The sequence below is a fragment of the Thiomonas sp. UBA7699 genome (assembly GCF_002482605.1).
Classification (GTDB): Bacteria; Pseudomonadota; Gammaproteobacteria; order Burkholderiales; family Burkholderiaceae_C; genus Thiomonas; species Thiomonas arsenitoxydans.
Window position 1 is genome coordinate 38,568 of the sequence record NZ_DLGH01000028.1, and the last position, 24,993, is coordinate 63,560.

The 24,993-nt window shown below is 64.1% G+C and carries 27 protein-coding genes; 21 read left to right on the top strand and 6 right to left on the bottom strand.

Features of this window, described 5'->3' with window-relative positions:
• Positions 1–50: 50 nt before the first annotated feature.
• On the bottom strand, positions 51–551 hold the full coding sequence (gene moaC / locus B3H47_RS12560; protein WP_286730081.1) for a cyclic pyranopterin monophosphate synthase MoaC: 501 nt from the start codon (positions 549–551) through the stop codon (positions 51–53).
• Positions 548–1,435, bottom strand: coding sequence for an orotidine-5'-phosphate decarboxylase (gene pyrF, locus B3H47_RS12565; protein ID WP_286987296.1), 888 nt, complete (start codon positions 1,433–1,435; stop codon positions 548–550). The genes moaC and pyrF overlap by 4 nt, the downstream gene beginning before the upstream one ends.
• Before the next feature lie 86 nt (positions 1,436–1,521).
• Between pyrF and dacB the strand changes: the two genes are divergently transcribed.
• The 8 genes from dacB to B3H47_RS12605 all read left to right on the top strand — a co-directional run bounded on the left by dacB (position 1,522) and on the right by B3H47_RS12605 (position 11,656).
• Positions 1,522–2,967 carry a D-alanyl-D-alanine carboxypeptidase/D-alanyl-D-alanine endopeptidase gene (dacB, locus tag B3H47_RS12570; RefSeq protein ID WP_156053497.1) on the top strand — a complete coding sequence of 482 codons (1,446 nt, stop codon included), beginning with the start codon at positions 1,522–1,524 and terminating at the stop codon, positions 2,965–2,967.
• Between the two features lie 43 nt (positions 2,968–3,010).
• On the top strand, positions 3,011–3,286 hold the full coding sequence (locus B3H47_RS12575; RefSeq protein WP_156053496.1) for a SemiSWEET family sugar transporter: 276 nt from the start codon (positions 3,011–3,013) through the stop codon (positions 3,284–3,286).
• A gap of 446 nt (positions 3,287–3,732) precedes the next feature.
• Positions 3,733–4,905: an NAD(P)H-dependent glycerol-3-phosphate dehydrogenase gene (locus B3H47_RS12580; protein WP_286987299.1), complete on the top strand. Its 1,173-nt coding sequence runs from the start codon at positions 3,733–3,735 to the stop codon at positions 4,903–4,905.
• An 11-nt stretch (positions 4,906–4,916) separates the two neighbouring features.
• Positions 4,917–5,687, top strand: coding sequence for an HAD family hydrolase (locus B3H47_RS12585; protein WP_286987301.1), 771 nt, complete (start codon positions 4,917–4,919; stop codon positions 5,685–5,687).
• On the top strand, positions 5,644–7,125 hold the full coding sequence (gene ggpS, locus B3H47_RS12590) for a glucosylglycerol-phosphate synthase (RefSeq protein WP_286987303.1): 1,482 nt from the start codon (positions 5,644–5,646) through the stop codon (positions 7,123–7,125). The genes B3H47_RS12585 and ggpS overlap by 44 nt, the downstream gene beginning before the upstream one ends.
• Positions 7,126–7,141: 16 nt before the next feature.
• The gene (locus B3H47_RS12595) at positions 7,142–8,263 is read left to right on the top strand and encodes a mechanosensitive ion channel family protein (RefSeq protein ID WP_286987305.1); all 1,122 of its coding nucleotides are present in this window, start codon (positions 7,142–7,144) and stop codon (positions 8,261–8,263) included.
• Positions 8,264–8,315: 52 nt separating this feature from the next.
• Positions 8,316–9,386, top strand: a complete 1,071-nt coding sequence (locus B3H47_RS12600) for a mechanosensitive ion channel family protein (RefSeq protein ID WP_286987307.1) — start codon at positions 8,316–8,318, stop codon at positions 9,384–9,386.
• Between the two features lie 59 nt (positions 9,387–9,445).
• Positions 9,446–11,656: a response regulator gene (locus B3H47_RS12605; RefSeq protein WP_286987309.1), complete on the top strand. Its 2,211-nt coding sequence runs from the start codon at positions 9,446–9,448 to the stop codon at positions 11,654–11,656.
• Positions 11,657–11,689: 33 nt separating this feature from the next.
• Here the strand turns inward: B3H47_RS12605 and B3H47_RS12610 are convergent, their stop codons facing one another.
• From B3H47_RS12610 to B3H47_RS12620, 3 genes are read right to left on the bottom strand one after another with little or no spacing between them, the layout of a single operon-like run.
• The gene (locus B3H47_RS12610; protein ID WP_286987312.1) at positions 11,690–11,929 is read right to left on the bottom strand and encodes a hypothetical protein; all 240 of its coding nucleotides are present in this window, start codon (positions 11,927–11,929) and stop codon (positions 11,690–11,692) included.
• A 57-nt stretch (positions 11,930–11,986) separates the two neighbouring features.
• On the bottom strand, positions 11,987–12,613 hold the full coding sequence (locus B3H47_RS12615; RefSeq protein WP_286987315.1) for a YbhB/YbcL family Raf kinase inhibitor-like protein: 627 nt from the start codon (positions 12,611–12,613) through the stop codon (positions 11,987–11,989).
• Positions 12,614–12,656: 43 nt separating this feature from the next.
• Positions 12,657–13,604, bottom strand: coding sequence for a cation diffusion facilitator family transporter (locus B3H47_RS12620; RefSeq protein WP_286730070.1), 948 nt, complete (start codon positions 13,602–13,604; stop codon positions 12,657–12,659).
• A gap of 221 nt (positions 13,605–13,825) precedes the next feature.
• Here B3H47_RS12620 and B3H47_RS12625 point away from each other — a divergent pair, with 221 nt between their 5' ends.
• Together B3H47_RS12625 and B3H47_RS12630 are read left to right on the top strand one after the other, a co-directional pair.
• Positions 13,826–15,538 carry an ABC transporter permease gene (locus B3H47_RS12625; RefSeq protein WP_286987316.1) on the top strand — a complete coding sequence of 571 codons (1,713 nt, stop codon included), beginning with the start codon at positions 13,826–13,828 and terminating at the stop codon, positions 15,536–15,538.
• A 100-nt stretch (positions 15,539–15,638) separates the two neighbouring features.
• The gene (locus B3H47_RS12630) at positions 15,639–16,997 is read left to right on the top strand and encodes an AAA-associated domain-containing protein (RefSeq protein ID WP_286987318.1); all 1,359 of its coding nucleotides are present in this window, start codon (positions 15,639–15,641) and stop codon (positions 16,995–16,997) included.
• Positions 16,998–17,090: 93 nt separating this feature from the next.
• Here the strand turns inward: B3H47_RS12630 and B3H47_RS12635 are convergent, their stop codons facing one another.
• Positions 17,091–17,240, bottom strand: coding sequence for a hypothetical protein (locus B3H47_RS12635; RefSeq protein WP_276732479.1), 150 nt, complete (start codon positions 17,238–17,240; stop codon positions 17,091–17,093).
• Positions 17,241–17,410: 170 nt separating this feature from the next.
• On the opposite strand from B3H47_RS12635, the gene B3H47_RS12640 reads away from it, so the two are divergent.
• The 11 genes from B3H47_RS12640 (at position 17,411) to B3H47_RS12690 (ending at position 24,769) form a co-directional block, all read left to right on the top strand.
• Entirely contained in the window at positions 17,411–17,635 is a 225-nt protein-coding gene (locus B3H47_RS12640) for a hypothetical protein (protein ID WP_276709332.1), read from the top strand.
• Between the two features lie 301 nt (positions 17,636–17,936).
• Entirely contained in the window at positions 17,937–19,145 is a 1,209-nt protein-coding gene (locus B3H47_RS12645; protein WP_286987322.1) for a tyrosine-type recombinase/integrase, read from the top strand.
• Positions 19,146–19,251: 106 nt separating this feature from the next.
• A complete protein-coding gene (locus B3H47_RS12650) occupies positions 19,252–19,992 on the top strand; it encodes a hypothetical protein (RefSeq protein WP_286987324.1) in 741 nt (246 codons plus the stop codon).
• 107 nt (positions 19,993–20,099) lie between these two features.
• Positions 20,100–20,396 carry a helix-turn-helix transcriptional regulator gene (locus B3H47_RS12655; protein WP_286987326.1) on the top strand — a complete coding sequence of 99 codons (297 nt, stop codon included), beginning with the start codon at positions 20,100–20,102 and terminating at the stop codon, positions 20,394–20,396.
• 97 nt (positions 20,397–20,493) lie between these two features.
• A complete protein-coding gene (locus tag B3H47_RS12660) occupies positions 20,494–21,381 on the top strand; it encodes a toprim domain-containing protein (RefSeq protein ID WP_286987328.1) in 888 nt (295 codons plus the stop codon).
• Positions 21,374–23,239, top strand: a complete 1,866-nt coding sequence (locus tag B3H47_RS12665; protein ID WP_286987333.1) for a DUF927 domain-containing protein — start codon at positions 21,374–21,376, stop codon at positions 23,237–23,239. The genes B3H47_RS12660 and B3H47_RS12665 overlap by 8 nt, the downstream gene beginning before the upstream one ends.
• 3 nt (positions 23,240–23,242) lie before the next feature.
• Positions 23,243–23,845, top strand: coding sequence for a hypothetical protein (locus B3H47_RS12670; RefSeq protein ID WP_286987335.1), 603 nt, complete (start codon positions 23,243–23,245; stop codon positions 23,843–23,845).
• Entirely contained in the window at positions 23,842–24,099 is a 258-nt protein-coding gene (locus B3H47_RS12675; protein WP_286987337.1) for a hypothetical protein, read from the top strand. Before B3H47_RS12670 ends, B3H47_RS12675 begins: the two co-directional genes overlap by 4 nt.
• Positions 24,096–24,365: a hypothetical protein gene (locus tag B3H47_RS12680; protein WP_286987340.1), complete on the top strand. Its 270-nt coding sequence runs from the start codon at positions 24,096–24,098 to the stop codon at positions 24,363–24,365. Before B3H47_RS12675 ends, B3H47_RS12680 begins: the two co-directional genes overlap by 4 nt.
• Complete coding sequence (locus tag B3H47_RS12685) at positions 24,349–24,540, top strand: hypothetical protein (protein WP_286987342.1); 192 nt, start codon at positions 24,349–24,351, stop codon at positions 24,538–24,540. Before B3H47_RS12680 ends, B3H47_RS12685 begins: the two co-directional genes overlap by 17 nt.
• Positions 24,524–24,769, top strand: coding sequence for a hypothetical protein (locus B3H47_RS12690; RefSeq protein ID WP_286987343.1), 246 nt, complete (start codon positions 24,524–24,526; stop codon positions 24,767–24,769). Before B3H47_RS12685 ends, B3H47_RS12690 begins: the two co-directional genes overlap by 17 nt.
• The last annotated feature ends 224 nt before the right edge of the window (positions 24,770–24,993 follow it).

Consider the following 24,993-nt stretch of genomic DNA (forward strand, 5'->3'; position numbering starts at 1 on the left):
TGTCCCTGCGCGCGGGGCGGTTCAGGCGCGTCTCGGCTTTGGCTGGGCGCTCAGGCCGAGGCGACCCAGTCGCCCGACTTGCCGCCGTGCTTTTCGAGCAGGCGCACGCCGTCGATGATCATCCCGCGGTCCACCGCCTTGCACATGTCGTAGATGGTGAGCAGGCCGATCTGCACGGCGGTGAGCGCTTCCATTTCAACGCCGGTGCGGCCGCGGGTTTCGGCGGTGACGGTGCAGTGGATGCTGCTGTCCTGCGGCTGCAGGTCGAAGTCCACCGCCACGCGGTTGAGGGCGATGGGGTGGCACAGGGGAATGAGGTCTGCGGTGCGCTTGCTCGCCATGATGGCGGCGGTGCGGGCGATGCCGATGACGTCGCCCTTTTTGGCGCTGCCGCTTTGCACCAGGGCGAAGGTGGCGGGCTGCATGCGGATGCAGCCGGTGGCCACGGCCACGCGATGCGTTTCATCCTTGGCGCCGACATCGACCATATGCGCCTGACCGGCGGCGTCGAAGTGGGTGAGGCCGGTGGTGGATGCGCTGCTGTTGCTCATGGGGCGTTCGGGGCGGTGGAGGCGGCGTGCACCTCCTGGTTGATGGCGTCGCGCAGACGGCGGGCTTCGCGTCTTGCGGCATCGACAAAATCGCGCCCGTTGCTGGCGTAAAGCACGCTGCGCGAGGCGTTGATGAGAAAGTTGCCGCGCGCCGCGCGCACGGTGGCTGCGAGATCGCCGCCCTGCGCGCCGATGCCGGGGATGAGCAGCGGTGCTTCGGGGGCGACGGCGCGGATGCGTTCGATGTCGCCCGGGTTGGTGGCGCCAGCCACCAGGCCGTTCTGTCCGTGGTGGTTCCAGTCCAGCGCAGCCAGCCGCGCCACGCGCTCGAACAGCAGTTCATCGCCGAGGTGGGCCGAGGCGCCTGTGGCCGAGCTGGCGTTCGATGCGACAAGCGGCAGGGTCTGCAGATCGGCGCCGCCGGGGTTGGAGGTGCGGCACAGCACGAACAGCCCGCGTTCGGGGAAACGCAGATAGGGCTCGACCGAATCGAAGCCCATATAGGGCGACAGCGTCAGGGCGTCGGCGTTGAAGCGCACGAAGGCCTCGCGGGCGTACTGCTCCGCGGTGGCGCCGATGTCGCCGCGTTTGGCATCGAGGATGACGGGCACGCCCGGGGCGACCTTGCGGATGTGGGCGATGAGCTGTTCAAGCTGGCTCTCCGCGCCCAACGCCGCGAAGTAGGCGATCTGCGGCTTGTAGGCGCAGACCAGATCGGCCGTGGCATCGACGATGGCGGCGCAGAAGTCGAACAGCCGCAGCGGGTCGTTGGTCCACGGCACCGGAAAGCGCGAGGGCTCCGGGTCGAGGCCGACGCACAGCGCCGAATTGTTGCGCTCGGCGGCCTCTTGCCACTGGTGGATGAAGGGGGGGCGGGTCGTCATGATGCGGCGCATTGTAGGCAGGGGTTTTGAAGCTAGCCTTTCCGCAAGCCTCTACCATTCCACTGATCTTCTTCGCCGCCCATGCCATGCTACCCAGCCGCCGCCGTTTTCTGATCTCCTCACTGGCCGTGACCGGCATGCCGCTTCTAGCTCGGGCGCAGCAGGTCGGGCTGGGCGGGTCGGGGGCGTTGCCTGCCGGTGTGGCGCAGGCGCTGGAGACGGCGCGCATTCCGCAGCAGTCTTGCGCCTTCGTGCTGCAAGCGCTCGATAGCCCGTCGCCCCAGATCGCGTTCAACGGCGCCGCGTTGATGAACCCGGCCTCCGTGCTCAAGCTCGTCACCACCTACGCGGCCCTGCGCATCCTCGGCCCGGCCTATGTGTGGAAGACGCCGGTGTACGCCACGGGGCCGATCCGCGCCGGGGTGCTGCAGGGCGATCTGGCCTTTGTCGGCAGCGGCGACCCACATCTGATGGCCGACAACCTGTGGAGCATCGCGGTACGGCTGCGCGATCTGGGCATCCGCCGCATTCGCGGCGACGTGCTCATCGACCGTCAGGCTTTCGATCTTCCGCCGCACAATCCCGGCGCCTTCGACGGCGACGCCACCGCCCCCTACAACGTCGGCCCCGATCCCTTTTTGGTGAACTTCGGCGTGCTGCGCCTGGGCTTCGTGCCCGACGCTCAGGGGCAACAGGTGCGTGTCACAGTGGAGCCGCCAGTGGCGGGCTTCGATCTGCGCGAAGCGCCCAAACTCACCGCCAGCGCCTGCGGCAACTGGAAGGACAAACTGCGCGCCGACTGGAAACAGCCCTTCGCGCCGCGCTTCGCCGGGGGCTTTGCGGCCGCCTGCGGGCCGCAGACCTGGAACATCGCCCCCGAGGTGAGCGACAACGCCTATGTGCAGCGTTTGCTCGCCGCGCTGTTTGCGCAGGTCGGCATCGATTGGAAAGGGCGGGTTCGCACCGCCAACCTGCCTGCGGGCGCCACCGAACTGACCGTGTGGGACTCGCCCGCGCTCGCCGTGCTGGTGCGCGACATCAACAAATACAGCAACAACGTCATGGCGCAGCAGGTGTTCCTGACCCTGGCGCTACAGGCGGGTGCGCAACGGGCCACTTGGGGCCTGGCGCAGCAGGCGGTGGAGCAATGGTTGTCCACCCACAATTTGTCCATGCCCGGCCTGGTGCTGGACAACGGCTGCGGCCTGTCGCGCATCGCGCGCATTTCGGCGGCCGATCTCAACGCGCTGCTGCGCTCGGCGTGGAACAGCCCGGTGATGCCCGAATTCATCTCGTCGCTGCCCTTGGCCGGAGAAGACGGCACGCTGCGCCGCCATTTCCGCGACCCCGACACCGCAGGGCGCATTCACGCCAAGACCGGCAGCCTCGACGGCGTGCTGTCGCTCGCCGGGTATGCGCAGACCCGTGCCGGGCAGCGCTACACCTTCGCCGCGCTGGTCAACGACCCGCGCGCCGGCGGCGCCTGGCCTGCGCTGGAAGCCTTCATCAACGGCTTCATGCAGACGGCTTGAGCGCGCACTTCGCCGACCTCCCCCCATCTTTCGAGAGTCCCTCATGGCCTTTCACCTCACCGATCTCATCGGCTACGGCGCGGCGTTTCTTACCACCGTGTCTTTCGTGCCGCAGGCCTGGCTGACGGTTCGCACGCGCGATGTTTCGGGGATTTCGCTCGGCATGTACACGCTGTTCACCGCGGGCGTGGCGCTCTGGCTGGCCTATGGCGTCATCCAGCGGAGCTGGCCTCTGGTGGGAGCCAACGCGGTGACTTTCCTGCTGGCGCTGGCCGTGCTGATCATGCGCTTGCGCTACGGCGCGCGACAGGCGGGGTGAGTCTGGCCTGCGCTTGGCGTCGTTTTGCTGCGCCGCAGCGAGTTTGGAACCTGGTTTAGACAGATCATCGGGCGTCACTTCGATGTTCCTTGGATCGTCCCAAAACTTGTAAGTAATTTGGTGACTTTGAAGTTTTAATTCCTTCAAAATTGCTTTACAATCTATCCATTGATATTTTGATTCAATGAGTCTCCAGAAATATCACCACAAGTAGCGAGTTCTACTTGTGTTTTCTGGTGCGCCTCCTGGCCTGCGCGGGCCAGAAATTTCTCGTTCGTCCCCTGGACGGCATAAGGGGTTCAAGCCAACCCCGCGCTTCATGGCATTCGCTCTGAATGCCCCCCGGCCGCGTCTGCACGCGCGGCCGCCCAGTCGCCACGCCCCGCTTTGCTGGGCGTCCTGCCATCGGACAACCTGGAGGGTTGTCCACGACCTTGGGAGAGTCCATGCAGAACTCTGCTTCATCATTCATCGTCGGCAATCCGACCCTTGCCCCCGTTGTTGCCGTGATCGGCGCTGGTGCGTGGGGCACGGCACTGGCCTGCGCCTTGCGGCGCGGCGGGCTGGAGGTGCGCCTGTGGGCGCGCCGCCCCGATCTCACCCACGCCATCGCCACCCAGGCGCGCAATCCGCGCCATTTGCCGGAGCTGGAATTGCCTGCGGGCCTGAAGGCGAGCAGCCAGATGGCCGAGGTGCTTGACGGCGCCAACGCGGTGTTCATGGTCGTGCCGTCGGCTGCATTGCGCGAGGTGGCGCGCGCTGCCGCGCCTTGGCTGCAGCGGCGCGCTGTGGTGCTGGCCGCCTGCAAAGGGATCGAGCGCGACAGCGGCGCGCTGATGACTCAGGTGTTGCAGCAGGAGTTGCGGCCGGGCGCGCTCATCGGCGCTATTGGCGGGCCGAGTTTTGCGCATGAGGTGGTGCGCGGGCAGTCTGCGGCGCTCACGGTCGGTCTGCCTGCGCTGCGTCAGCGCGGTGCGGTCGATGTGCAAAGCCACGCGCAGCGGCTGATGGGGGGCTTGCGCACGGCGTTCGCCGCAGGTCAGGTGCAGCTCGACGTGACGGACGATGCCATCGGCGTGCAGGTCGGCGGCGCGCTCAAAAACATGATCGCCATCGCCTGCGGCATGGCCATGAGCTGCGAGCAGGGCGAGAACGCGCGGGCGGCCATTCTGACGCGCGGCTTGCAGGACATGCGGCGCCTCACCCTGGCGCTGGGCGGCCGCCCTGAAACCCTGTTGTCGAGCGCGGGTGCGGGCGATCTGCTTCTCACCGCGTCATCGGCCCAATCGCGCAACACCCGGCTGGGCATGCAGCTGGGGCGCGGCGAATTCCCCGGCGGCGAGGGCGAGTTGGCCGAAGGCGCGATCAGTAGCCAGTCGGTGCAAATTCTGGAACGGCGGCTGGGCCTGCATTTGCAGGTGGCGGCTGCGGTGCGCGACGTGCTGGGGCGCCGTCAAACGGCAGAGGAGGCCTTGCGGCACCTGTTGACTCAGCCGGTGCAGCAGGACGACGCGCTCGGCTTACCCGTCGCTTCGGGCGTGCATGCGCACCGGCTGCTGCGCGACGTGCAGGGCTTGCGGCCCACCCTGTCCCGCGCGCAGTCGCGGCAGTCGCAATGAAGGAGGCGTCGATGCCACAAACCATTCTGGCCACCGATCTGGACGGCACTTTTCTGGGCGGCAACGAGGCGCAGCGCGCGGCGTTGTATGAATGGATCGCGCAGCGCCGCAGCGAGATCGTGCTGATTTTTGTCAGCGGTCGCGGGTTCGACTTCATGCGCCAACTCGCGCGAGATCTGCCGGTGCAACCCGATCATGTGATTGGCGATGTGGGCACCAGCGTGGCGACCGGCGCCGACTTCGCGCCCATTGCGGCGATCGATCAGTGGCTCGACGCGAGCTGGCCTGCGGACATGGCGCAGCAGATCGATGTCATCGTTCGTCGGCACCCAGAGCTGCAGCCCCAACCGCAGCACGGCGGCCGCAGACGATCGTATTTTTACCGTCGCCCGGAGCCGGTGCAGGTGGCTGCGACTGAGTTGCGGCGACTGGGCTTCGACACCCTGATGTCGGATAACCAGTATTTCGACGTGCTGCCGCGCGGGGTGCAGAAAGGCTCGACCCTGTTGCGCACCCTGGCCGCGCTCGGCCTGCCTGAACACCGCACCCTGGTGGCTGGCGACACCCTCAACGATCTGTCGATGTTCCAGACCGGCCTGACCGGCGTGGCCGTAAGCAACCGCGAGGCAGCGCTCGATCATGCCATCACGCCGCATACCAATGTGTACCGCAGCGCCCAGCCGGGCGCAGCCGGGGTGCTCGACGCCTTGCAGCGATTTCATCAACAGGGAGACTTCAATGGCTTCATCTCTGGTCATCGTCTATCACAGACAACCGTATGAGGAATACAGCGAGGGCGGCCAGACTGTTCTGAGGGAAAACAAAAGCCCCAACGGCATCGTGCCGGCCCTCAAGGGCTTCATCGGCCAGGTCGACCGCGCCAGCTGGGTGGCGTGGAAAAAAGCGCCGACGGGAAAAGCTGCGAAGTTCGAGCGCCGCATCACGGTGAACGACAGCTATGGCAGCTATGAAGTCGTGCGGCTGCCGCTGACCGCCGAGCAGATCAGCCAGTTTTATCACGTCGTCTCGAAAGAGGCGCTGTGGCCCATTCTCAACAGCTTTCCCTCGCTCTATTCCACCGAGAACTGCCAGTGGAGTGTGTTCCGCGAGGTCAACCGCCTGTTTGCGCAAGCCGCCTGCGCCGAAGCCGCGCCGGGGGCGGTGATCTGGGTGCACGACTACAACCTGTGGCTGGTGCCGGGCTTCGTGCGGCAGATGCGTCCGGATGTGAAGATCGCCTTTTTCCACCACACGCCGTTTCCTGCGCCCGATGTGTTCAACATCCTGCCCTGGCGCGATGAGATTCTGGCCTCGCTGCTCGATTGCGATCTGGTGGGCTTTCACGTGCCGCGCTATGCCCGTAACTTCGCCGCGCTGGTGCAGTCGCTGCGCAGAATCGAGGGCCTGGTCGAGGGCAAGGTGTACCCGGAACTGCAGGCCACGGGCACCGCGCTGTCCGAGCCGGTCACGCCAGTCTCCATCGCAGTGGGCGGGCGCACGATCCGCATCGATGCCTTTCCCATCGGCACCCATGCCGACCTCATCCGCAGCACGGTGCAGAGGCCCGACAACCTGGCGCGGGTGGCGCACATCCGCCGCGAAATGTCCGGGCAGACCACCATCGTGTCGATCGGTCGGGTGGACTATGCCAAGGGCATGCGCGAAATGCTGCTGGCCTTCGAGCGCCTGCTGGCGCGCCGCCCCGAGCTGCACGGCAGAATCAGGCTGCTGGTCACCGCGGTGGCCGCGGCCGACGGCATGCGGGTCTACAAGCGGGCGCAGCAGAACATCGAACAACTCGTCGGGCGCATCAACGGCCATCACGGCTCGCTCACCTGGACACCCATCCTGCTGTCCACCACGCCCATGCCTTTCGAGGAGACGCTGAGCTACTACCGCGCCGCCGACATCTGCTGGATCACACCGCTGCGCGACGGTCTGAACCTCGTGGCCAAGGAGTTCATCGCCGCGCATGTGAACGAGAGCGGCGTGCTGGTGCTGTCGGAGTTCGCCGGTGCCGCGGTGGAGTTGCAGGACGCCGTGCTGGTCAATCCCTACAGCATCAGCCAGATGGACGAAGCCATCGACCGGGCGCTGGACATGCCGCGCGACGAACAGCGCGAGCGTATGCAGCGCATGGATGCACTCATCCAACGTTACGACATCACCCACTGGACGCACCACGTGCTCGAACTGTTCGCGCAGTTGCGGTCGCGGTAAGCCGAGCAATCCGGCGATGCACAACAACCTGAATGCGACCTGGACGATGCTGTGGGCGTGGGCATCGTCCCACCCGCCTGACGCGCTGGCCATCGCCCTCACCCTGCTGGCGGCGCCAGTGTTCATGCTGGGGGCGAGACTGCTGCGCAAAGCCAGCGGGCCGGAAGGCAACGGGCAGTTTTTGTATCTGCGCCTGCGCAATCCGCTGCGGCTGGCCTGGCTGTTGCTGATATTGCGTCTCGATGCGGGATTTTTGCAGCAGCGGCTGGAGAACTGGTCGTGGGTAATTGCGCCGTTGCACCTGAGCCTGATCGCTGCGTTGACCTGGCTGGCCATGCGCCTGGTGCGGTCGGGAGGCGAGTTGGTGGTGCTGCGGCGCGGCGGCCTGCAACTGCCCGACGATCCCAATCTGCTCGACTCCAATCTGGAGGTGCGCGGTCTGCTCACCCGGGCCCGAGTGCTCACCCGGGTGCTGAGTTTTCTCATTCTGCTCGTCGGCCTGGCCGTGGCGCTGATGAGCATTCCCGATGTGCGGCAGATCGGCGCCAGCCTGCTGGCATCGGCGGGCATCGCCGGTCTGGTGGTGGGTTTTGCCGCGCGGCCGGTGCTCAGCAATCTGCTGGCAGGTCTGCAGATTGCGATGACCGAACCGATTCGCATCAACGACGTGCTCATCGTCGAGGGCGAATGGGGACGGGTGGAGGAGATCACCGGTACCTATGTGGTGTTTCGCGTCTGGGACGAACGGCGGCTGATCCTGCCGCTGCAGTGGTTCATCGAACACCCGTTCCAGAACTGGACGCGCTCAAGCGCCAGCCTGCTAGGCACGGTGTTTCTGTGGGTGGACTACGCCACGCCGATCGAACAACTGCGCGAGGAGATCAAGCGTCTATGCGCGGCCGACCCCGACTGGGACGGCCGCCTGGCCCTGGTGCATGTGACCGACGCCAACGAGACCGCGGTGCAGGTGCGCTTTTTGGTGAGCGCGGCCAATTCGGCGCGCGCCTGGGAACTGCGCTGCCGCATTCGCGAAGGCATGATCGCCTATATGCAGCGCGTCCAGCCCGGGCATTTGCCGCGTCGACGCGTGCAGTGGCATGAGCTTGCTCAAACCGGTTCGTCACCGCCCCCATTCTGATTTTTTTCCCGAGAAAGGCTACGAGATGAGCGCATGGCTATCCCTTCCCTTTTTGAATAACCCTTTGCAGAGCTGGCTGCTGGCGCTGGGCTGGCTGCTGTTGGCCGTGGTGCTGGTCTCCGTGCTCAAGCCGATTCTGCTGGCGTGGATCAGCGCCCTGGCCTCGCACACCCGCAATCATTGGGACGACGCGCTGGTCAACGCGGTGCAGGGCACGCGCCTGCCGCTGGCCGCGCTAATCGGCCTCTACCCGGCGGTGCAAAGCCTCAGCCTGCCGGAGGCGGTGAGCAAATGGGCGTTGGGGCTGGCGGCCGTGGCGCTGTTTCTGCAGATCGGGCTGTGGATATCGCGCTTTCTCGATTTCTGGATTCGCGTCTCGCGCGAGCGCGCCATTTCTCACGACCCCGAAACCGCCACCGGCCTGGCTGCGATGAGTTTCATCGCCCGGCTGCTGCTGTGGTCGCTGGTCTTTTTGCTACTGCTCAACAACCTCGGCTTCAACGTCACCACCTTGCTGGCCGGTCTGGGCGTGGGCGGCATTGCGGTGGGCCTGGCCTTGCAGAACATTCTGGGCGACCTGTTCTCCAGTCTGTCCATCGTGCTCGACAAGCCCTTCCAGATCGGGCACTTCGTCGTCGTGGACAACTTCTCCGGCACGGTCGAGAATATCGGCCTGAAGACTACCCGCATCCGTTCCATCAGCGGCGAGATCGTGGTGTTCTCCAACACCGATCTCACCAAGGCCCGGCTGCGCAACTACAAGTTCATGCAGGAGCGGCGCATCGTCTTCGCCTTCGGCGTGACCTACGACACATCGGCAGAAACCCTGGAGCAGATTCCAGCAGTGGTTAAAACCATCGTCGATCAGCAGCCCAACGCCCGCTTCGACCGCGCGCATTTCAAGGATTTCGGCGATTCCAGACTGAACTTTGAAGTGGTGTACTGGATGAAAACCTCCGACTACACCGCCTATATGGATACCCAGCAGGCGATCAACCTCGGTCTGGTGCGTGAATGCGAGCGCATCGGCGCGGAGTTTGCCTTTCCCACGCGCACGGTGCAGTTGCAATGGAGCGGGGCATTGCCTGTCGCATTGCAGGAACGGGTCGCCGCCGCGCCCTAAAATCCCCCCGAAACGTCCGGGCGCAACGGCAGCGCATTGGGCACATCGTGGAGACAAGCATGCGCATTCTGATTGCCGAAGATGACCGGGTCTTGGCCGACGGCCTGTTGCGCTCTCTGCGCGCTCTGGGTTATGCGGTTGATCAGGTGGCCGACGGCAACAGCGCCGACGCCGCGCTGCAGTCCAGCGAATTCGATCTGCTGATTCTCGACCTGGGGCTGCCGCGGCTGTCGGGCTTCGAGGTGTTGCGCAAGCTGCGCGCACGCGGCGCCACCGTGCCGGTGCTCATTCTCACCGCTGCAGACAGCGTGGAAGACAAGGTGCGCGGCCTCGATCTCGGCGCCGACGATTACATGGCCAAACCCTTCGCGCTGCAGGAGCTCGAAGCCCGGGTGCGAGCCCTGTCGCGCCGGGGCATGGGCGGCGCCAGCGCCGTGATCCAGCACGGCCCGCTGCACTACGACATCACCGGCCGTGTGGTCACGCTCGACGGCCATGTGGTGGAACTCTCGGCGCGTGAACTCACCCTGCTCGAAGTGCTGCTGCAGCGCGCCGGGCGGCTGGTGAGCAAGGACCAGCTCGTCGAGCATCTGTGCGTTTGGGGTGAGGAGGTGAGCACCAACGCCATCGAGGTGTATGTGCACCGACTGCGCAAGAAGATCGAAGTCGGCCCGGTGCGCATCGCCACGGTGCGCGGTCTGGGCTACTGTCTGGAGAAAATCGCCCGGTTGCCGCGCCTTCGGCCGAGTCGGCCGCGCCTCCTCGTGCCGATGCCTGAAATCTCGCCCTCCGGCGAGCCGACCGAAGGGGCGGCGGGGCGCAAACGTCGGCATCATCCACGCTCGCTGTTTGGCGAAATTCTCGACTGGATGCTCGCGCCCATGCTGTTGCTGTGGCCGCTGTCCATCGGCATCACTTATCTGGTGGCGCAGGCCATTTCCGCCAAACCTTACGACGCGGCGCTGGAGCACACCCTGCTGCAACTTGCCGCGCAGGTGCAGACCGAAGGCGCGCAGGGCGCGGCGCAGTCGGCCCTGTGGCAGCAGACGCTGCGACAGCCGCCAGTGGGCGGCATTCTCGGCTACCAGGTGCGCAGCAAGACCGGTGCGCTGCTGGCGGGTGAGGCGAGCCTGCCCGCCCCGGCGAGCTTGCCGCCCACGCAGGCGAGTGCTCCTCTGACAGTGATCTGGCGGGACAGCGAGATCGGCGCGCACAGCGCACGACTGGCCGGGGTGTGGGTCTGGCCGAGGGTGCAGCACGGGGCCAGCGCGACCGGCCCCGTGCTGGTGCAGGTGGCGCAGAGCACGGAGGCGCGCACCCGGCTGGCGCGCGACATCGTGCAGGGCGTCATACTCCCGCAATTCGTCGTGGTGCCGATTTTCATCTTGCTGGTGTGGTTCGGGCTGGGGCAGGGCATAGCGCCGCTCAACGAATTGCAGGCGCGCATCCGTCGCCGCCGTGCCGACGACATCAGCCCGATCGACGAACAGGAGGCGCCGGAAGAAATCGCGCCGCTGGTCGATTCGATCAACAGTCTGTTCGCCCGCTTGCAACAGTCGCTGCAGACGCAAAAGCGCTTCATCGCCGATGCCGCGCATCAGATCAAGACCCCGCTGGCCGGTCTGCGCATGCAGGCCGAGCTGGCGCAGCGCGAAACCGACCCGGCCGATCTGCGCGCCAGTCTGCGGCAGATCGGCCGCAGCGTGGAGCGCACCACCCGGCTGGTCAATCAGTTGCTGGCGCTCACCCGCGCGGAAAATCAAGGCGGTGCGGCGCGCGCCGTGTTCGAGACCATCGACCTGCGCCAGCCCGCCGCAGAAGCCATGCAGGAACTGGCCATGCTGGCGCTCGACAAGCAACTGGAACTGGAGTTCGACAGCCCCCCGCTGCCGCTGCCGGTGCGCGGCAACGCCTTGTTGTTGCAGGAGCTCATCAAGAATCTGCTGCACAACGCGATCACTTACACCCCGCCCGGAGGCAGCGTGACCCTGAGGCTGCGCAGCGCGACGGCTGATGAGGCGCGCAGCGCGCCCGTGGTGCAGCTTCAGGTGGATGACAGCGGGCCCGGCATTCCCGAAGCGGAACGTGCGCTGGTGTTCGAGCCGTTCTATCGCATTCTGGACAACGGCAGCGAGGGCAGCGGGCTGGGGCTGGCCATCGTGCGCGAAATCGCCCGCCAGCATGATGCCGAGATCACGCTGAGCGATTTGCTGCAGGGCGCGTCCGCTCAGGGCTTAAGGGTGCAGGTGCAGTTCGGGCGGGTGAAGTAAGGCGGTGTTTCACGCGCGTCGCACCCGACCCCATCATTCGCCATCTTCGCCGCACTGTTTTTTCAGATCGCCCAACTGGCCGTAGGTGATGGGTTTGCCGCTGGCGGCCAGCGCCTTGAGGCCATCGGCCATGCATGGGCTGTCATTGGCCATTTGAAGCTGGGGCGCATCCACCGGCTCGTTCACCAAGCGGCCACGCAGCAGGCTGAAAATGCCCACCAGCACCACGATGCCCAGCAGGATGCCCAGCAGCCCGCTGAGCTGCACATTCATGCCCTTTTTTTTCCGCGGGGGCGCAGGGGGCGGAGCGTCTGGGGTGTCGGACATGGATCAGCGCAGGGCGGGGTTGAGGGTGTAGGTGCCGGTGAGGCTGGCCTGGGCCAGCACATGCCCGGCGAGGGCCGCACGCAGTTGCGCGCCGTTGAACGCGCCGTCCACCGGGCAGCGCGCCAAATCGAGCGCGTAAAGCGTGAAGATGTAGTGGTGCAGCAGGCTGTCGTTCCAGGGCGGGCAGGGGCCGTCGTAACCGAAATACTGACCGGCCATGTCCTGATCTCCGGCGAACCAGGCGGTGTAGTCGTTCACGCCCTGACGCATGCCGCCCGAGCACTCGGGGCCTGGTTTGCCGCGCGGGGTGACTTCATGGCTGAATTCTTTTTCAGCGATATGGCTGCGCGAGATCGGAATGTCCACCAGCAGCCAGTGATAGAAGTCCACCCGGGGCAGGTCGGCGGGTACGGTGTGGCCGTCGAGGTTGACGTCGTCGGCGCGGCTGGGTACGTCGGGGTCGTGGCAGACCAGCACCAGACTTTGCGCGCCCTGCGGTACGTCCGACCAGGCCAGCGGCGGGTTGAAGTTCTGCGACAGCGCCACATGGCCGACCGCCGACGGCTTGCAATACGCATATTGCGGCGGAATCGGCTGACCATCGGCAAAGGCGGGGCTGGTGAGTTGCATGAGAGTCTCCGGGGCGGTGCGTGGTGACGAGGGCGGGCGGGTTTCAGTGCGGATGCGAGGGGGCGCCAGGCGTGCAGACCTGATGGCTGATGGTTCCCGTAGCCTGCAGCTGCGCATTTTCCTCCTGCAGGCTTTCCTGTGCGGAGGTCAGCATTTCAATGGTTACGGTCATGCCAGGATAAGCCTCGATCAGCGCTTTTTCCACGGCGTAACGGCAGTCTGCCGCGCGCTGAAGCGACCACCCGCCCGGCATGTGCAGGTGCATGGAGGCGAAGCGCCGGGTGCCGGCCACGCGGGTGCGCACATGGTCGAAGCGCAGGTCGTTGGAGCGAAAGCGGTCGAGCACGGCCTGCAAACCCGCGAGGTCGGCGTCGTCCATCGATTTGTCCATCAGCCCATCGACCGAGCGCTTCACCAGCGAAAACGCTTCGCGCAAAATGTGCAGCGCCACCACGATGCCGATCACCGGGTCGAGCCAGAGCCAGCCAGTGAGCGGCACCAGCATCACGGCGACGATCACGCCCACGGAAGTCCAGACATCGGTGAGCAGGTGCCTGGCATCGGCTTCGATGACGATCGAACGCAGGCGCCGCGCGCCGCGCAACATCCACAGCGCGACACCGAGGTTGATTACCGTGGCCGCGGCCGAGATCGCCGCGCCCAGCGGCACGTCGCTGATGGGCTGCGGATGGGTGAGGCGCTTGGCGGCCTCGATCAGAATGAGCGCCGCGGCCACGCCGATGAGCAGGCCCTCGACGCCGCTGGAGAAATACTCCGCCTTGGTATGACCGTAAGGATGGTCTGCGTCGGGCGGCGCCTCGGCGATGCGCACGATGAACAAGGCGAATGCGGCGGCGGCGACGTTGACGATGGACTCCATCGCGTCCGACAAAAAACCTACCGAGCCCGTGACCTTCCAGGCCAGCAGCTTGAGGCTGATGACGATGATGGCGGCGAGCAGCGAGGCGCGGAGATAGGTTCTGGCTTGCATGCCGTTATTGTGCATGGCTTGCGTGAATGAGGCTGATCCGGGCGGAATCGCAGAGCGATCAACCGGCGGCTGAAATGCCCGGATACTTCTGTATAAAGTCGATGACGCTCGCGTGATCGAAATTTCACGCGTCTCTCGTTAGACTAGTCGGCTGTTTTTGCTGCCAATTTCACAGCGCGTCACCCTCCGACTCAAGCCGCCTCAATCGTCCTGCCTGATCCATGGCCTTCAATTTCCGTCCACTGGCGCTGCCGCTGCCCAACCGCCGCGATCTGATCGCGCTGCCGCTGGTCATCGGCATGCTGCTCATCATCGGTCACGCCAGTCGGCAGATGGCAGTACCGTTCCATCTGGGCGAGACCGTGGCGTTATCGCTCAAACCCGCGGATCTGCCCGAGTACGCGCTCTACACCGTGCTGCGCATGTTGGCCGCGCTGGTCGCCAGTACCGTGTTCACCCTGATCTACGCTTGGATCGCGGCCAACAATCGCTACGCCGAAAAAATCATGGTGCCGCTGCTCGACGTGCTGCAGTCGGTGCCTATTCTGGGCTATCTGTCGATCACCGTGACCGGCTTCATCGCCCTGTTTCCGGGCAGCATGCTGGGGCTGCAATTCGCGGTGATTTTTGCGGTGTTCACCTCGCAGGCGTGGAACATGACTTTCAGCCTGTACCAGTCGCTCAAGACCGTGCCGCGCGACCTCACCGAGGCCGCCACGCTTTACCGCCTCAACGCCTGGCAGCGCTTCTGGAAGCTTGAGCTCCCCTACGCCGCCCCCGGCTTGCTGTGGAACGCGATGATGTCCATGTCTGGCGGCTGGTTCTTCGTCGTCGCTGCCGAGGCGCTCACCGTGGCCGGGCAGCAGGTGTCGGTGCCGGGTATCGGCTCGTATATCGCAGCGGCAATCGCGGCCAAGAATCTGGGCGCCATCGGTTGGGCGATTCTGGCAATGGCTTTAGTGATTCTGTCTTACGACTTTCTGCTGTTTCGCCCCATCGTCGCCTGGGCCGACAAGTTCCGTCTGGACAACACCGTTAGCGTGGACGCGCCGCGTTCGGTGATGCTCGACTTTCTGCGCCGCACCCGTCTCACTCAGCGCCTGGCCCGGCTGCCCGCCGTGCTGTGGGAGATGAGCGTGCGCCTGTTGCCCGCGGTGCCGCTGCACAAATCGCCGCAACGCGCGCCTTCCGTTTGGGGCGACCGGGTGTTTGTCGTCAGCATGGTGCTGTTCACTCTCGGCCTGATCGTGGCGTTGTTTCTGGTGCTGCCGCGAGATTTCGGCTGGCTGCAGGTCGGTCATGTGATGTTGCTGGGCGCGTTCACCGCGCTCAAGGTGTTCGTGCTGGTGGCGATTTCGGCGCTGATCTGGGTGCCGGTGGGCATCTGGGTCGGTCTGCGTCCGCGCTGGGCGGCCGTGGCGCAGCCGGTGGCGCAATTTCTCGCTGCCTTCCCCGCCAATCTGCTGTTCCCGCTGGTGGTGGTGGCCATCGTGCACTGGCATCTCAATGTCAACGTGTTCACCGCGCCGCTGATGATTCTGGGCAGCCAGTGGTACGTCCTGTTTTCGGTCATCGGCGCGGCCTCTGCCCTGCCCAGCGACTTGCGCGAGGCCGGCCGTAATCTGGGTTTGCGCGGCTGGCTGTTGTGGCGCAAGCTCTATCTGCCTGCCGTGTTTCCGGGATTCGTGACCGGGGCGCTCACCGCCTCGGGCGGCGCGTGGAACGCCAGCATCGTGGCCGAAGTGGTGAGCTGGGGCAGTCACACCCTGGTCGCCACCGGGCTGGGCGCCTACATCACCGAAGCCACCCAGCAGGGGCAGACGCTGAAGGTGGGTCTTGGCGTGGGCGTGATGGCGCTGTACGTCATCGCCATCAACCGTCTGGTCTGGCACCGCCTCTACAAAATTGCCGCCACGCGGGTGCGGCTCGATTGATTGCCGCCTGATATGAAATCCCCCTTGACTTGCTGCGCGCGTTTCCCCCGAGGGGGCCTCGGTTCCTTTGGAACGGCCGTGCGCAACTGAAGGACCCAGCATGAATGCCATGAACTCCACCGAACTGCCCAGCGTACCTGACGCCGCGTCTTCCACACCCATTTTCCATCTGGCGAATGTGCGCAAGTCGTATCGCACCCCCGAGGGCAGCGAACTCGTCATTCTCGACGGCGTCGATCTCGATTTGCGCGACGGCGAAATTCTGGTGTTGCTGGGGCGCTCCGGTTCGGGCAAGTCCACCTTGCTGCGCACCCTGGCCGGGCTGGTTTCCGCCACCAGCGGCACGACGCTGCATCGTGGCAAGCCGATCGACGGGCCGGTGCCGGGGCTGGCGATGGTGTTTCAGAGCTTTGCGCTGTTTCCCTGGCTGACGGTGCTACAGAACGTGGAACTGGGGCTGGAGGCGCTCAAGGTGCCGCCGGCAGAACGCCGCGCCCGCGCCCTGGCCGCCATCGACCTCATCGGTCTGGACGGTTTCGAATCCGCCTATCCGCGCGAGCTGTCGGGCGGTATGCGCCAGCGCGTGGGCTTCGCCCGCGCCCTGGTCATCAACCCTGACGTGCTGCTGATGGACGAGCCGTTCTCCGCGCTCGATGTGCTCACCGCCGAGACCCTGCGCACCGACCTGCTTGATCTGTGGGCGGAGCGCAAGATTCCCACCCGCGGCATTCTGCTGGTGTCGCACAACATCGAAGAAGCCGTGCTCATGGCCGACCGCATCGTCATCCTCGGATCGAATCCCGGGCGGGTGATCAGCGAAATGCACATCGACCTGCCGCACCCGCGCGAGCGCGAATCGCAGCAGTTCCGCGATCTGGTCGAGGGCATTTACGGCGCCATGACCGCCCGCCCGACCGGGCGTGACGCGGTGCGCAAACAGGCGCCGGGCATCGGCCTGCGGCTGCCATCGCTCTCGGTCAATGCCCTGGCCGGCCTGCTCGAAGAACTCGACGCGCTGGAAAAGAGCAATGCCAACACCCGCATCAGCCTGCCCGAGCTGGCCGAGGACATGCACTTTTCGGTGGATGACCTGTTTCCGCTGATCGAAGGCGTGGAATTGCTCGGCTTCGCCCAGGTGGAAGATGGCGACATCATGCTGCTGCCCGCCGGACGCACCTTTGTCGATGGCAGTTTGCAGGAGCGCAAGCAGGTTTTCGCCCGCCACTTGATCGAGCGCGTGCCGCTGGTGGCGCGCATCCGCACGGTGCTCGACGAGCGTTTCAACCACCGCGCGCCCGACTCTCGCTTTCTCACCGAACTGGAAGATCACCTCAGCGAAGACGAAGCCCGCCGCGTGCTCGACACCGCCATCGACTGGGGCCGCTACGCCGAGATTTACGCCTACGACGACAACGCCGAAGTCTTCAGCCTCGACAACCCCGAGGCCGATCTGGAATGAGGCGAGGCGAAAAAAACGGCGAACCGAAGTTCGCCGTCTGAGACGGAAATGCCGATACGCCGCTGCGTAAGCCGCGACGGCGTACGGCAATAGTCAGGGCTTGCTGACAGCGTCCTTGGCCTTGTCGGCAGCATCAGACACAGCGCCCGACACCGCAGCGGCGCCTTGCGCGGCGCTGGCCGCGTGATTGACCATGCCACCGGCGGCGCTGGCTGCGGCGATCAGGGCAAGTTTGAATTTCATAGAGACTGCCAGTCCAGTCTGTTTGCTTAATAGGCTGCTGAAATACTCTACGCACACTCGCAACGGTTCCCTCCAAATTTGAATTTTTCAGCATCCTTGCTTCAAATCCTGATTCGCGGGCATCAAACTGCCGGCTGGAGGCGCGCATCGAAGCATTGGAATTGTGACCTGTGACCAAAGCTCTTGAAACCCGCCTGCAACGGCTTGAGCCGCGCATCAAACCCGACGACTACCGCGACCTCATCGACCCGATTGTGGTCAGCGGCAAGTCACCAGGCGAAGACGACGACGCGTTCATCCTGGAGGTCAACGGCCCGCTTGGCCGCTTCGTAGGTTTTGCCCGAACTAAAGCTGTACTTCTCGGCGGCAAGGTCGCTGGAATCTCCGGCTACTAGGCCCGGAAATTTTCCGGGTCTGTCCTGACACGCCGGATGCCATGCCACACTGACAGCTTTTCTTCAATCGCGCAAGCAATGGCGCCTTCTGTCCGCCTTTGAAATAGGGGATTAGTTCTATGAGCTGGCGGAAGCGGTGAGCGCCGAACCGACGTTCACCGCAGTTCGCATCAATCCACTTTCACCTAGACAGATCAAGCACTTGCAGCTTTCCTAGTTCGCAACAGTTCGCAGCAGTATCCTACAATCCGCGTCAACGGGTAAGACTGCCGGTAAGACTGGAAAGACCAAGAGGGCGAACATGGCGACAACATTGCATCAACTCACGGCACGCAAGGCGGAGACTGCGCCACCGGGTTTTCATAGCGACGGAGGCAACCTCTACCTGCGTGTCAGAGATTCGAACTCACGCGCCTGGGTGTTCAGGTACAAGACCGCAGGCAAGGTGCGTGAGATCGGGCTGGGGCCGCTGCACACCCGCAGTCTTGCCGAAGCCCGGCAAGTGGCAGATGCCATGCGCAAGGCCGTTGCCGCTGGCGCTGATCCCGCCGATGTGATCCGGGTGCAAGAGCCGCAGGAACTCGGCAAGACATTCCAGCAATGCGCCGTGGAACTGATCGAGGCCAAGCGCCCCGGCTGGAAAAACGCCAAGCACGCGCAGCAATGGGAAAACACCCTCAAGGACTACGCCTTCCCCGTCATAGGCGACAAGCCGCCTGCTGACGTGTCCCTTGCCGATGTGAAAGCGATCCTGCTGCCCTTGTGGGCCACCAAGACCGAGACGGCAACCCGCCTGCGCCAGCGCATCGAAGCCGTGCTCGACTACGCCGCCGTACATGACTTGTGCGACGGCACGCGCAACCCGGCAAGGTGGAAAGGCGTGCTCGACAAGGTGCTACCTGCGCCGCGCAAGGTGACAGCGCGAGAACACCACGCCGCCGCCGAATATGCCGACGTGCCCCGCATCATGGCCGCGCTGGCCAGCAAGTCGCATATCTCGGCCATAAACCTGCGGTTCACCATCCTGACCGGCGCCCGATCTGGTGAGGCACGCGGTGCGCTGTGGGATGAGATCGACCTGGACACGGCAACATGGACGATTCCCGCCCGCCGCATGAAAGCTGCACGCCCGCACCGCGTGCCGTTGTCAGCGCCAGCAATCGAGATCATCAAGACGATGCAAGCCCTGCGCAGGCCGGGTGTTGATCTGGTGTTTCCCGGTGGACGCGACGGGCTTCTGTCTGACGTTGCCGTCAACAAGACCCTGCACAGCATCGCGCCGGATGTGACCGTTCACGGGTTCCGTAGTGCATTCCGCGTCTGGTGCGAGGAGCAGACCAGCTATCCCCGCAGCGTGACCGAGGCGGCATTGGCGCACGTCAACGCCGACAAGACGGAAGCCGCCTATCAACGCTCTGATCTATTCGAGCGCCGCCGAGAATTGATGCGCGCCTGGGCCGACTTCGCCACCGGGCAAGGACGGGTTATTCAACTGGTGAGCGCGGCATAATCGTTTTGCCTGGCCTAGGTGCTGCCTGATCCGCAGTGCTGAAAACCTGATCCCTTCTCAGGCTGGCCCGGGCATCCCCATGAAGGCGACATGCGAAAGGGCATGTATGAGCGTCAACAAGAGTGCCCCGTTTGACACGAAAGGCGAAGCCGCAAAGCGCGCGCAGGATTTTTCTTCCTTTCTGGAGGTAAGACATTTACTGAATCAGACCGATGCGCGCCTCTCTGGATGTGCGCATGCAGCCAACCTCATCGAAAAAATTGGCATCTACGGATGGGATCGTTTTGGGCGATTCTGCAAGGCAAGCGAGGCAGAGACCGGAATGATTCTTGATGTCCTAGCCAAATACCACGCCGCTTGGTTTGAGCTTCGGCAGGCAGCGTTAGCCGTCGAACGTTATGAGAGGATGCTTATGGAGCAGGCTAAGGCGTTAGTAGCGGCAGATGGAGACAGGCTGTCCATTTGGCAAATTCTCCGAACTGCAAAAAAACTCGATAAAGCGTTTGATGTTCTTAGGAGTGGTAATGGAAGCTACCTCAAGGCCGCGCCGCATGTTGATCTGACCAGACCTCTGATCGGATGGGGATGGTTAGAAGATCAATTGCCTGACATCGAACCTGGAGTGCAGCAGCTAGAAGCAAATCAACCACCTGAGCCATGCCTTGACCTGGAATCAAGGGATAGCCAGATCGTGGACTTCATCATTACATGTAAGGGAAAGCGCCAGAAGGACTACATCAAGCGCGCGGCCGCTCAATTCAGTCTCGCTAATTCGACAATTCGAAAAATCTGGAGCGAAGGGAAGCCGCCAGACTATTGGCCCACGCCAAAGCGCCCAAGACCGTAACTCGCCACCAAGTCGCTACAGACGCGCTATCCCGCGCAAGCCGCGCCATTGCTTGATTTTCGATAGCGAGTTGCGAGCTACCGACTAGCGCGCTCAGAGTTCGCCGCATGTTCACCCCTAACCAAGGACATGCGATGCAAAGCCCTGAGATTCAAACCCCTGCGAAAACCAAGCCGCGCCGTGTTGCGCCAGCGACGGCGGATATTCACCCCGCCGCCCTGCTGCGAATCAGTCAGATTATCGGCACGCCGAAAACACCGGCGCTGCTGAATATCGGGAGGACGCACTTCTACCGGCTTGTCAAAGAGGGCAAATTCCCGAAGCCGACGAAGTTAGGCCACATGAGCGTGTGGAAAGCTTCGGACGCGCTGCAAGCTATCGCCAAGCTGACGGAGGCCAAATAATGCGCCGCCGCCTGTATCGCCTGGTGCTGGACATCGCGCCGCTGGTACTCGCTGCGCTGATCGTGCTCGACGTGCTGCTGGTGCTGGGGGTGCGCCCATGAATGCCGTCACTGGCCTTCTGGACGCCCTGCGCGCTGCTGGCATCAACCCGATTGATCCTGGCGAGATCGTGGCAGACGGCACGCTTCGCCGCTTTCGAGCCGATGGCGACAAGCCCGGCACGCGTAACTGCTGGGCAGTGCTGCACCACGACCACGGAGCTGCTGGAAGCTGGAAGTCTGGCGTCACCTGCACCTGGAGCGAGAAGGCCACCGCACGCATGACGCGCGCCGAGAAAGACGCCTTTCACGCAGCCATGCGCCAAGCCAAAGCCGAAGCGCAGCGCCAGCGAGAAGCCGAGCAGCACGCAGCCGCAGAGCGTGCTGCAATGCTCTGGGCAAAGGCGACACCAGCCAAGGCGGAGCATCCTTACCTGGTGCGCAAGTGCATCCCACCCGGCAATGCTCGACAAGCCGGTGATCTGCTGGTGCTCAAGATCGAGGACGCTGACGGCAACACCCGCAGCCTGCAATACATCGGGCCGGACGGGAGCAAGAGGATGTTGAGCGACGGAGCGAAGAAGTCGCACTTCATCCTTGTGGCCGGTGCGCTGCCTGCTGATCTGATCGTGATAGCCGAGGGCTTCGCCACCGCTGCAACTGTGGCGACGCAGTTCCCCGGCGCTTGCACTGTGGCCGCAATCGACGCGGGCAACCTGGAGCCTGTTGCTCTGGCAATCCGCTCCCGATACCCCGCCGCTGAAATCGTCATTGCAGCCGACGACGACAGGCTCACGCCCGGCAACCCTGGCATGACGAAGGCCCGCGCTGCTGCTGGCGCTGTTCACGGCAAGCTGGTGAGGCCAGTCTGGCCTGCTGGTGTCCCGATTGAGGCCAGCGACTTCAACGACCTGCACTGCTACATGCTGGAGGTGTCTCATGTCTGACCTGGCGCTCGAAATCGAAGATTTTTCAGAGGTTGCTACTGAAACCGGGGTTGCAAAGGTTTCAGGGGTGCAGGCCAATAGCGGCGCGGTTTCCAGTGAAACCCCGGCTGAAACCCGTGGGGTTGCAGAGGTTGCAAACACCGGATACCCGGCAGACAGCGAACGCCCATGCTGGCGCGTGCTCGACGACTGGCAAGAAGTTGAAGGCCGCAAGCTGCGCCCCGGTGTCTGGCGCTTCGGCATGACCGCACCGAAGAAAGACTCCCTGCCGCAGCCCGTCGATACCTGGGTGAGCAGCCCGGTTCACATTACTGCCGTGACCGCAGACACCCACGGCGGCAACTTTGGCCGACTGCTGCGCTTCAAAACGACGCTGGGCAACTGGCGCACCTGGGCCATGCCGCAGGCCATGCTGCGAGGCAGTGGCGACGATCTACGCGGGGAATTGCTGAGCATGGGGGTGGAAATCTCTCCCAGAAATCGCGCAACCTTTGGCGACTACCTTCAACAACCCGCGCCAAAGAAGCGCGTCACCTGCGCGCTGGAAGTCGGCTGGGCTGGCAAGGTGTTCGTGCTGCCGGATGCAACCATTGGCCCCGGCGCGGCAAGCGTGATTTTTCAGTCTGGCGAAGGCGGCACAGCCGAATACGCCACTGGCGGCACGCTCAAGGCTTGGATCAGCGACGTTGCAAGTCCAGCGCGGAACAACCCCATGTTGATGCTCGCCTTGTCTGTGGCGTTCACCGGGCCGCTGCTGGCGAAGTGCAACGCTGAGGGTGGAGGCGTTCACCTGGTCGGAGATAGCTCGACGGGCAAGACCACGGCGGCAGAGGCGGCGCGCTCGGTCTGGGGGCCAGACCGATACAAACGCACCTGGAAGGCCACCGCAAACGGGCTAGAGGGGGCTGGGACGCTGTTCAATGACAACCTTCTGGTGCTCGACGAAATCAGCGAGGCTGACCCGCGCGACGTGGGCATGATTGCCTACATGCTGGGCAACGGCACCGGCAAACAAAGGGCCAGTCGCACGGGATCGGCGCGCCCCGTCACCCGCTGGCGCTGCATCGTGCTTTCAACGGGTGAACGCACCCTTGCCACATCCATGCTGGAGGCGGGCCAGCGCGCCAAATCCGGGCAAGCTGTGCGACTGCTCGACGTGCCTGTGCAGCGCCAGCATGGGGCCTGGGATGATCTGCATGGCCTGCCCGATGGCCGCGCCTTCTCTGATGCGATCAAGACGGCGGCATCGCAACACTACGGACATGCTGGGCGGCAATTCCTGGAGCGATTGACGCGCGACCCGCAAGACTTCGGCGCGGCACTCGACGGCTTCAAAAGCCTGCCGGAATTCTCGCCAGACGGCGGAGAGGGACAAGACAAGCGTGCTGCGGCGCGGTTCGCCATGATTGCGATGGCTGGCGAACTGGCGACGGAGTACGGGCTGACCGGCTGGGGTGAAGGCGAAGCGACGCAGGCCGCCGCCATTGCGTTCACGCTGTGGAGATCGGCACGCGGACACGGCAACGGGGAGCGCAGGCAGATTATCGAGCAGCTTGCAGCGTTCGTTTCCCGTCATGGCGATGCTCGGTTCAGCGATGTTGCAGCAAGTCACGACATCGCTGTGCGTGACCGGGCCGGATGGTGGAAAGACGAAGGCAACGGCAGGAGCTACCTGTTCACCGCCGACGGGATGCGCGAGGCGCTCAAGGGCTTCGACTTCAAAGCCGCGCTCGACAGCCTGGAAGCGCAAAGCGTCATCCCTGCCGCTGGCGCTGACGGCAAGCGCACGCGGTTTCACCGCATCAACGGGCGGCCCCTGCGCCTCTACCCCGTTGACGGTTCAAAACTGGAGGGCTGAGACATGTCGCTTCTCGCCATTGCCCAGCGGATCAAGGCGCGATCTGCAACCCCTGAAACCCCTGAAAAAATCGTGGGGTTGCAGCCGGAACCCGCGTCATTGCTTGCTTGCACCCTTGCAACCCCTGAAACCCCGGTTTCCGTTGATACCCGCAGCGAATCAGCAAACGACCCCCGCATTGATGATGCGCCGCTTACCGGCCTGCTGGCGCAGCACGGCGGTTTTCCCGGTATCGACTGGCACGGGCTGGCGCTGATCGACGCCGAGAAATCCTCCCTGTGGATCGTTCAACGCCCGGACGGACGGCTGACCACTCTTGCCACAGTGGAGCCGATCCCGAAGCCGCGCAGCTACCGGAATGCCTGGCCTGCCCGGTTCACCAGCCCTGAGCCGATGGAGGACGCAGCGCCAGCCGCAGCACAGGCTGCGCAAACCGCTATCGAGAAAGCCCGGCAAAGCTGCTGGGACTGCCGACACCTGGACACCCACCCGCGCCCGACCTGCGCGCTCAGGCATCCCGTCGCGTGGAGATTGCGCCATGCGTCAACCGGACGGCAGACACCCAGCCAGACAGATCAACTTGATTGCGGAGACCACACAGCATGAAAGTAGAACAAGCCGCTGCCCACCTGCAAGCCTTGCATGATCGTGGCGAACCCATGCGCTGCATGGGCTGTGACCGCCTGCGCCGTTGGTCGCAGGATGGCCTGCAAATTCTGATGTTCACGCCGAGTAACCCAGCCGCTGGGCGCATCGCCTACTGCGCCTGCCGGGAATGCCTGACCGACCCAGCCAAGCGTGCAAGGCTATTCCGCTGGGCTGAAACAATGAGCCGCGCCAAGATGGAGGATGCGCGATGACCGCGAAACGCAAAACGCCTGCAATCAGCGCCAGCACTTGCGAGGTGCTCGACCCTATCCCCCGGCAAAAAGTGCGACTTCATACCGTTGACGACTTGCGCCTGGAGATGGGCCGCGTCTACAACGACATGCGCAGCGGACGGCTGGAATCGGCAGAAGGGACGAAGCTGGCTTACGTTCTCGGCCAAATGGTGAAGGTGTTCGAGCTTGCTGTGATCGAAAAGCGCATCGAAGCACTGGAGATGATCCATGAGCAAAAATCTTGAGACCCGCCTGCAACGGCTGGAGCGCATCGCTCGACCGCGCTCTGCTGGCGCTGTGGACGTGCTGATCTTCGGTGTCGGACGCAATGACGCCGGGGACTGGGTGGAGGATGCGCAGCCGAGCATCGTGCTACGCATCCCCGCAGCTAAGGAGGCACGCCATGACGCGCAACCTTGAAAGCCGTCTGCTCAAGCTGGAGCAGCGACGCCAAGTGCCCCGCGACGCACGCGAGGCCAGCGACGCCGAGCTGCTGAGTATTCTGGGCATTGGCGAAGCCGCCTTCGTTCGCATGGCGAACTCGGTAGACGCCAAAGATCAACAGCCGCCGGATGATTGCACCCCGGCAGAGTGCGAGGTGTGGCACTACTTGCGCGACGTGCTGCACTTCGACAAGCTGCCGTTCTAGGTGAGAGCGACCCGCTCCCAATTCCGGAAATTTTTCCGGAATTGATGTCAGCGCCGGATTGCCGGGTTCAATCAAGGTGGAAATTTTTCCACCTCTACCCTGTCATGACGAACGCCATGACGCAGCGCCAGCCTCTCCTGGGCGCGCTCCACAGCTTCGCCGCCTCGTAGGTTTTGCCCGATCTAAAACCGGACTTCTCGGCGGCAAGGTCGCGGGAATCTCCA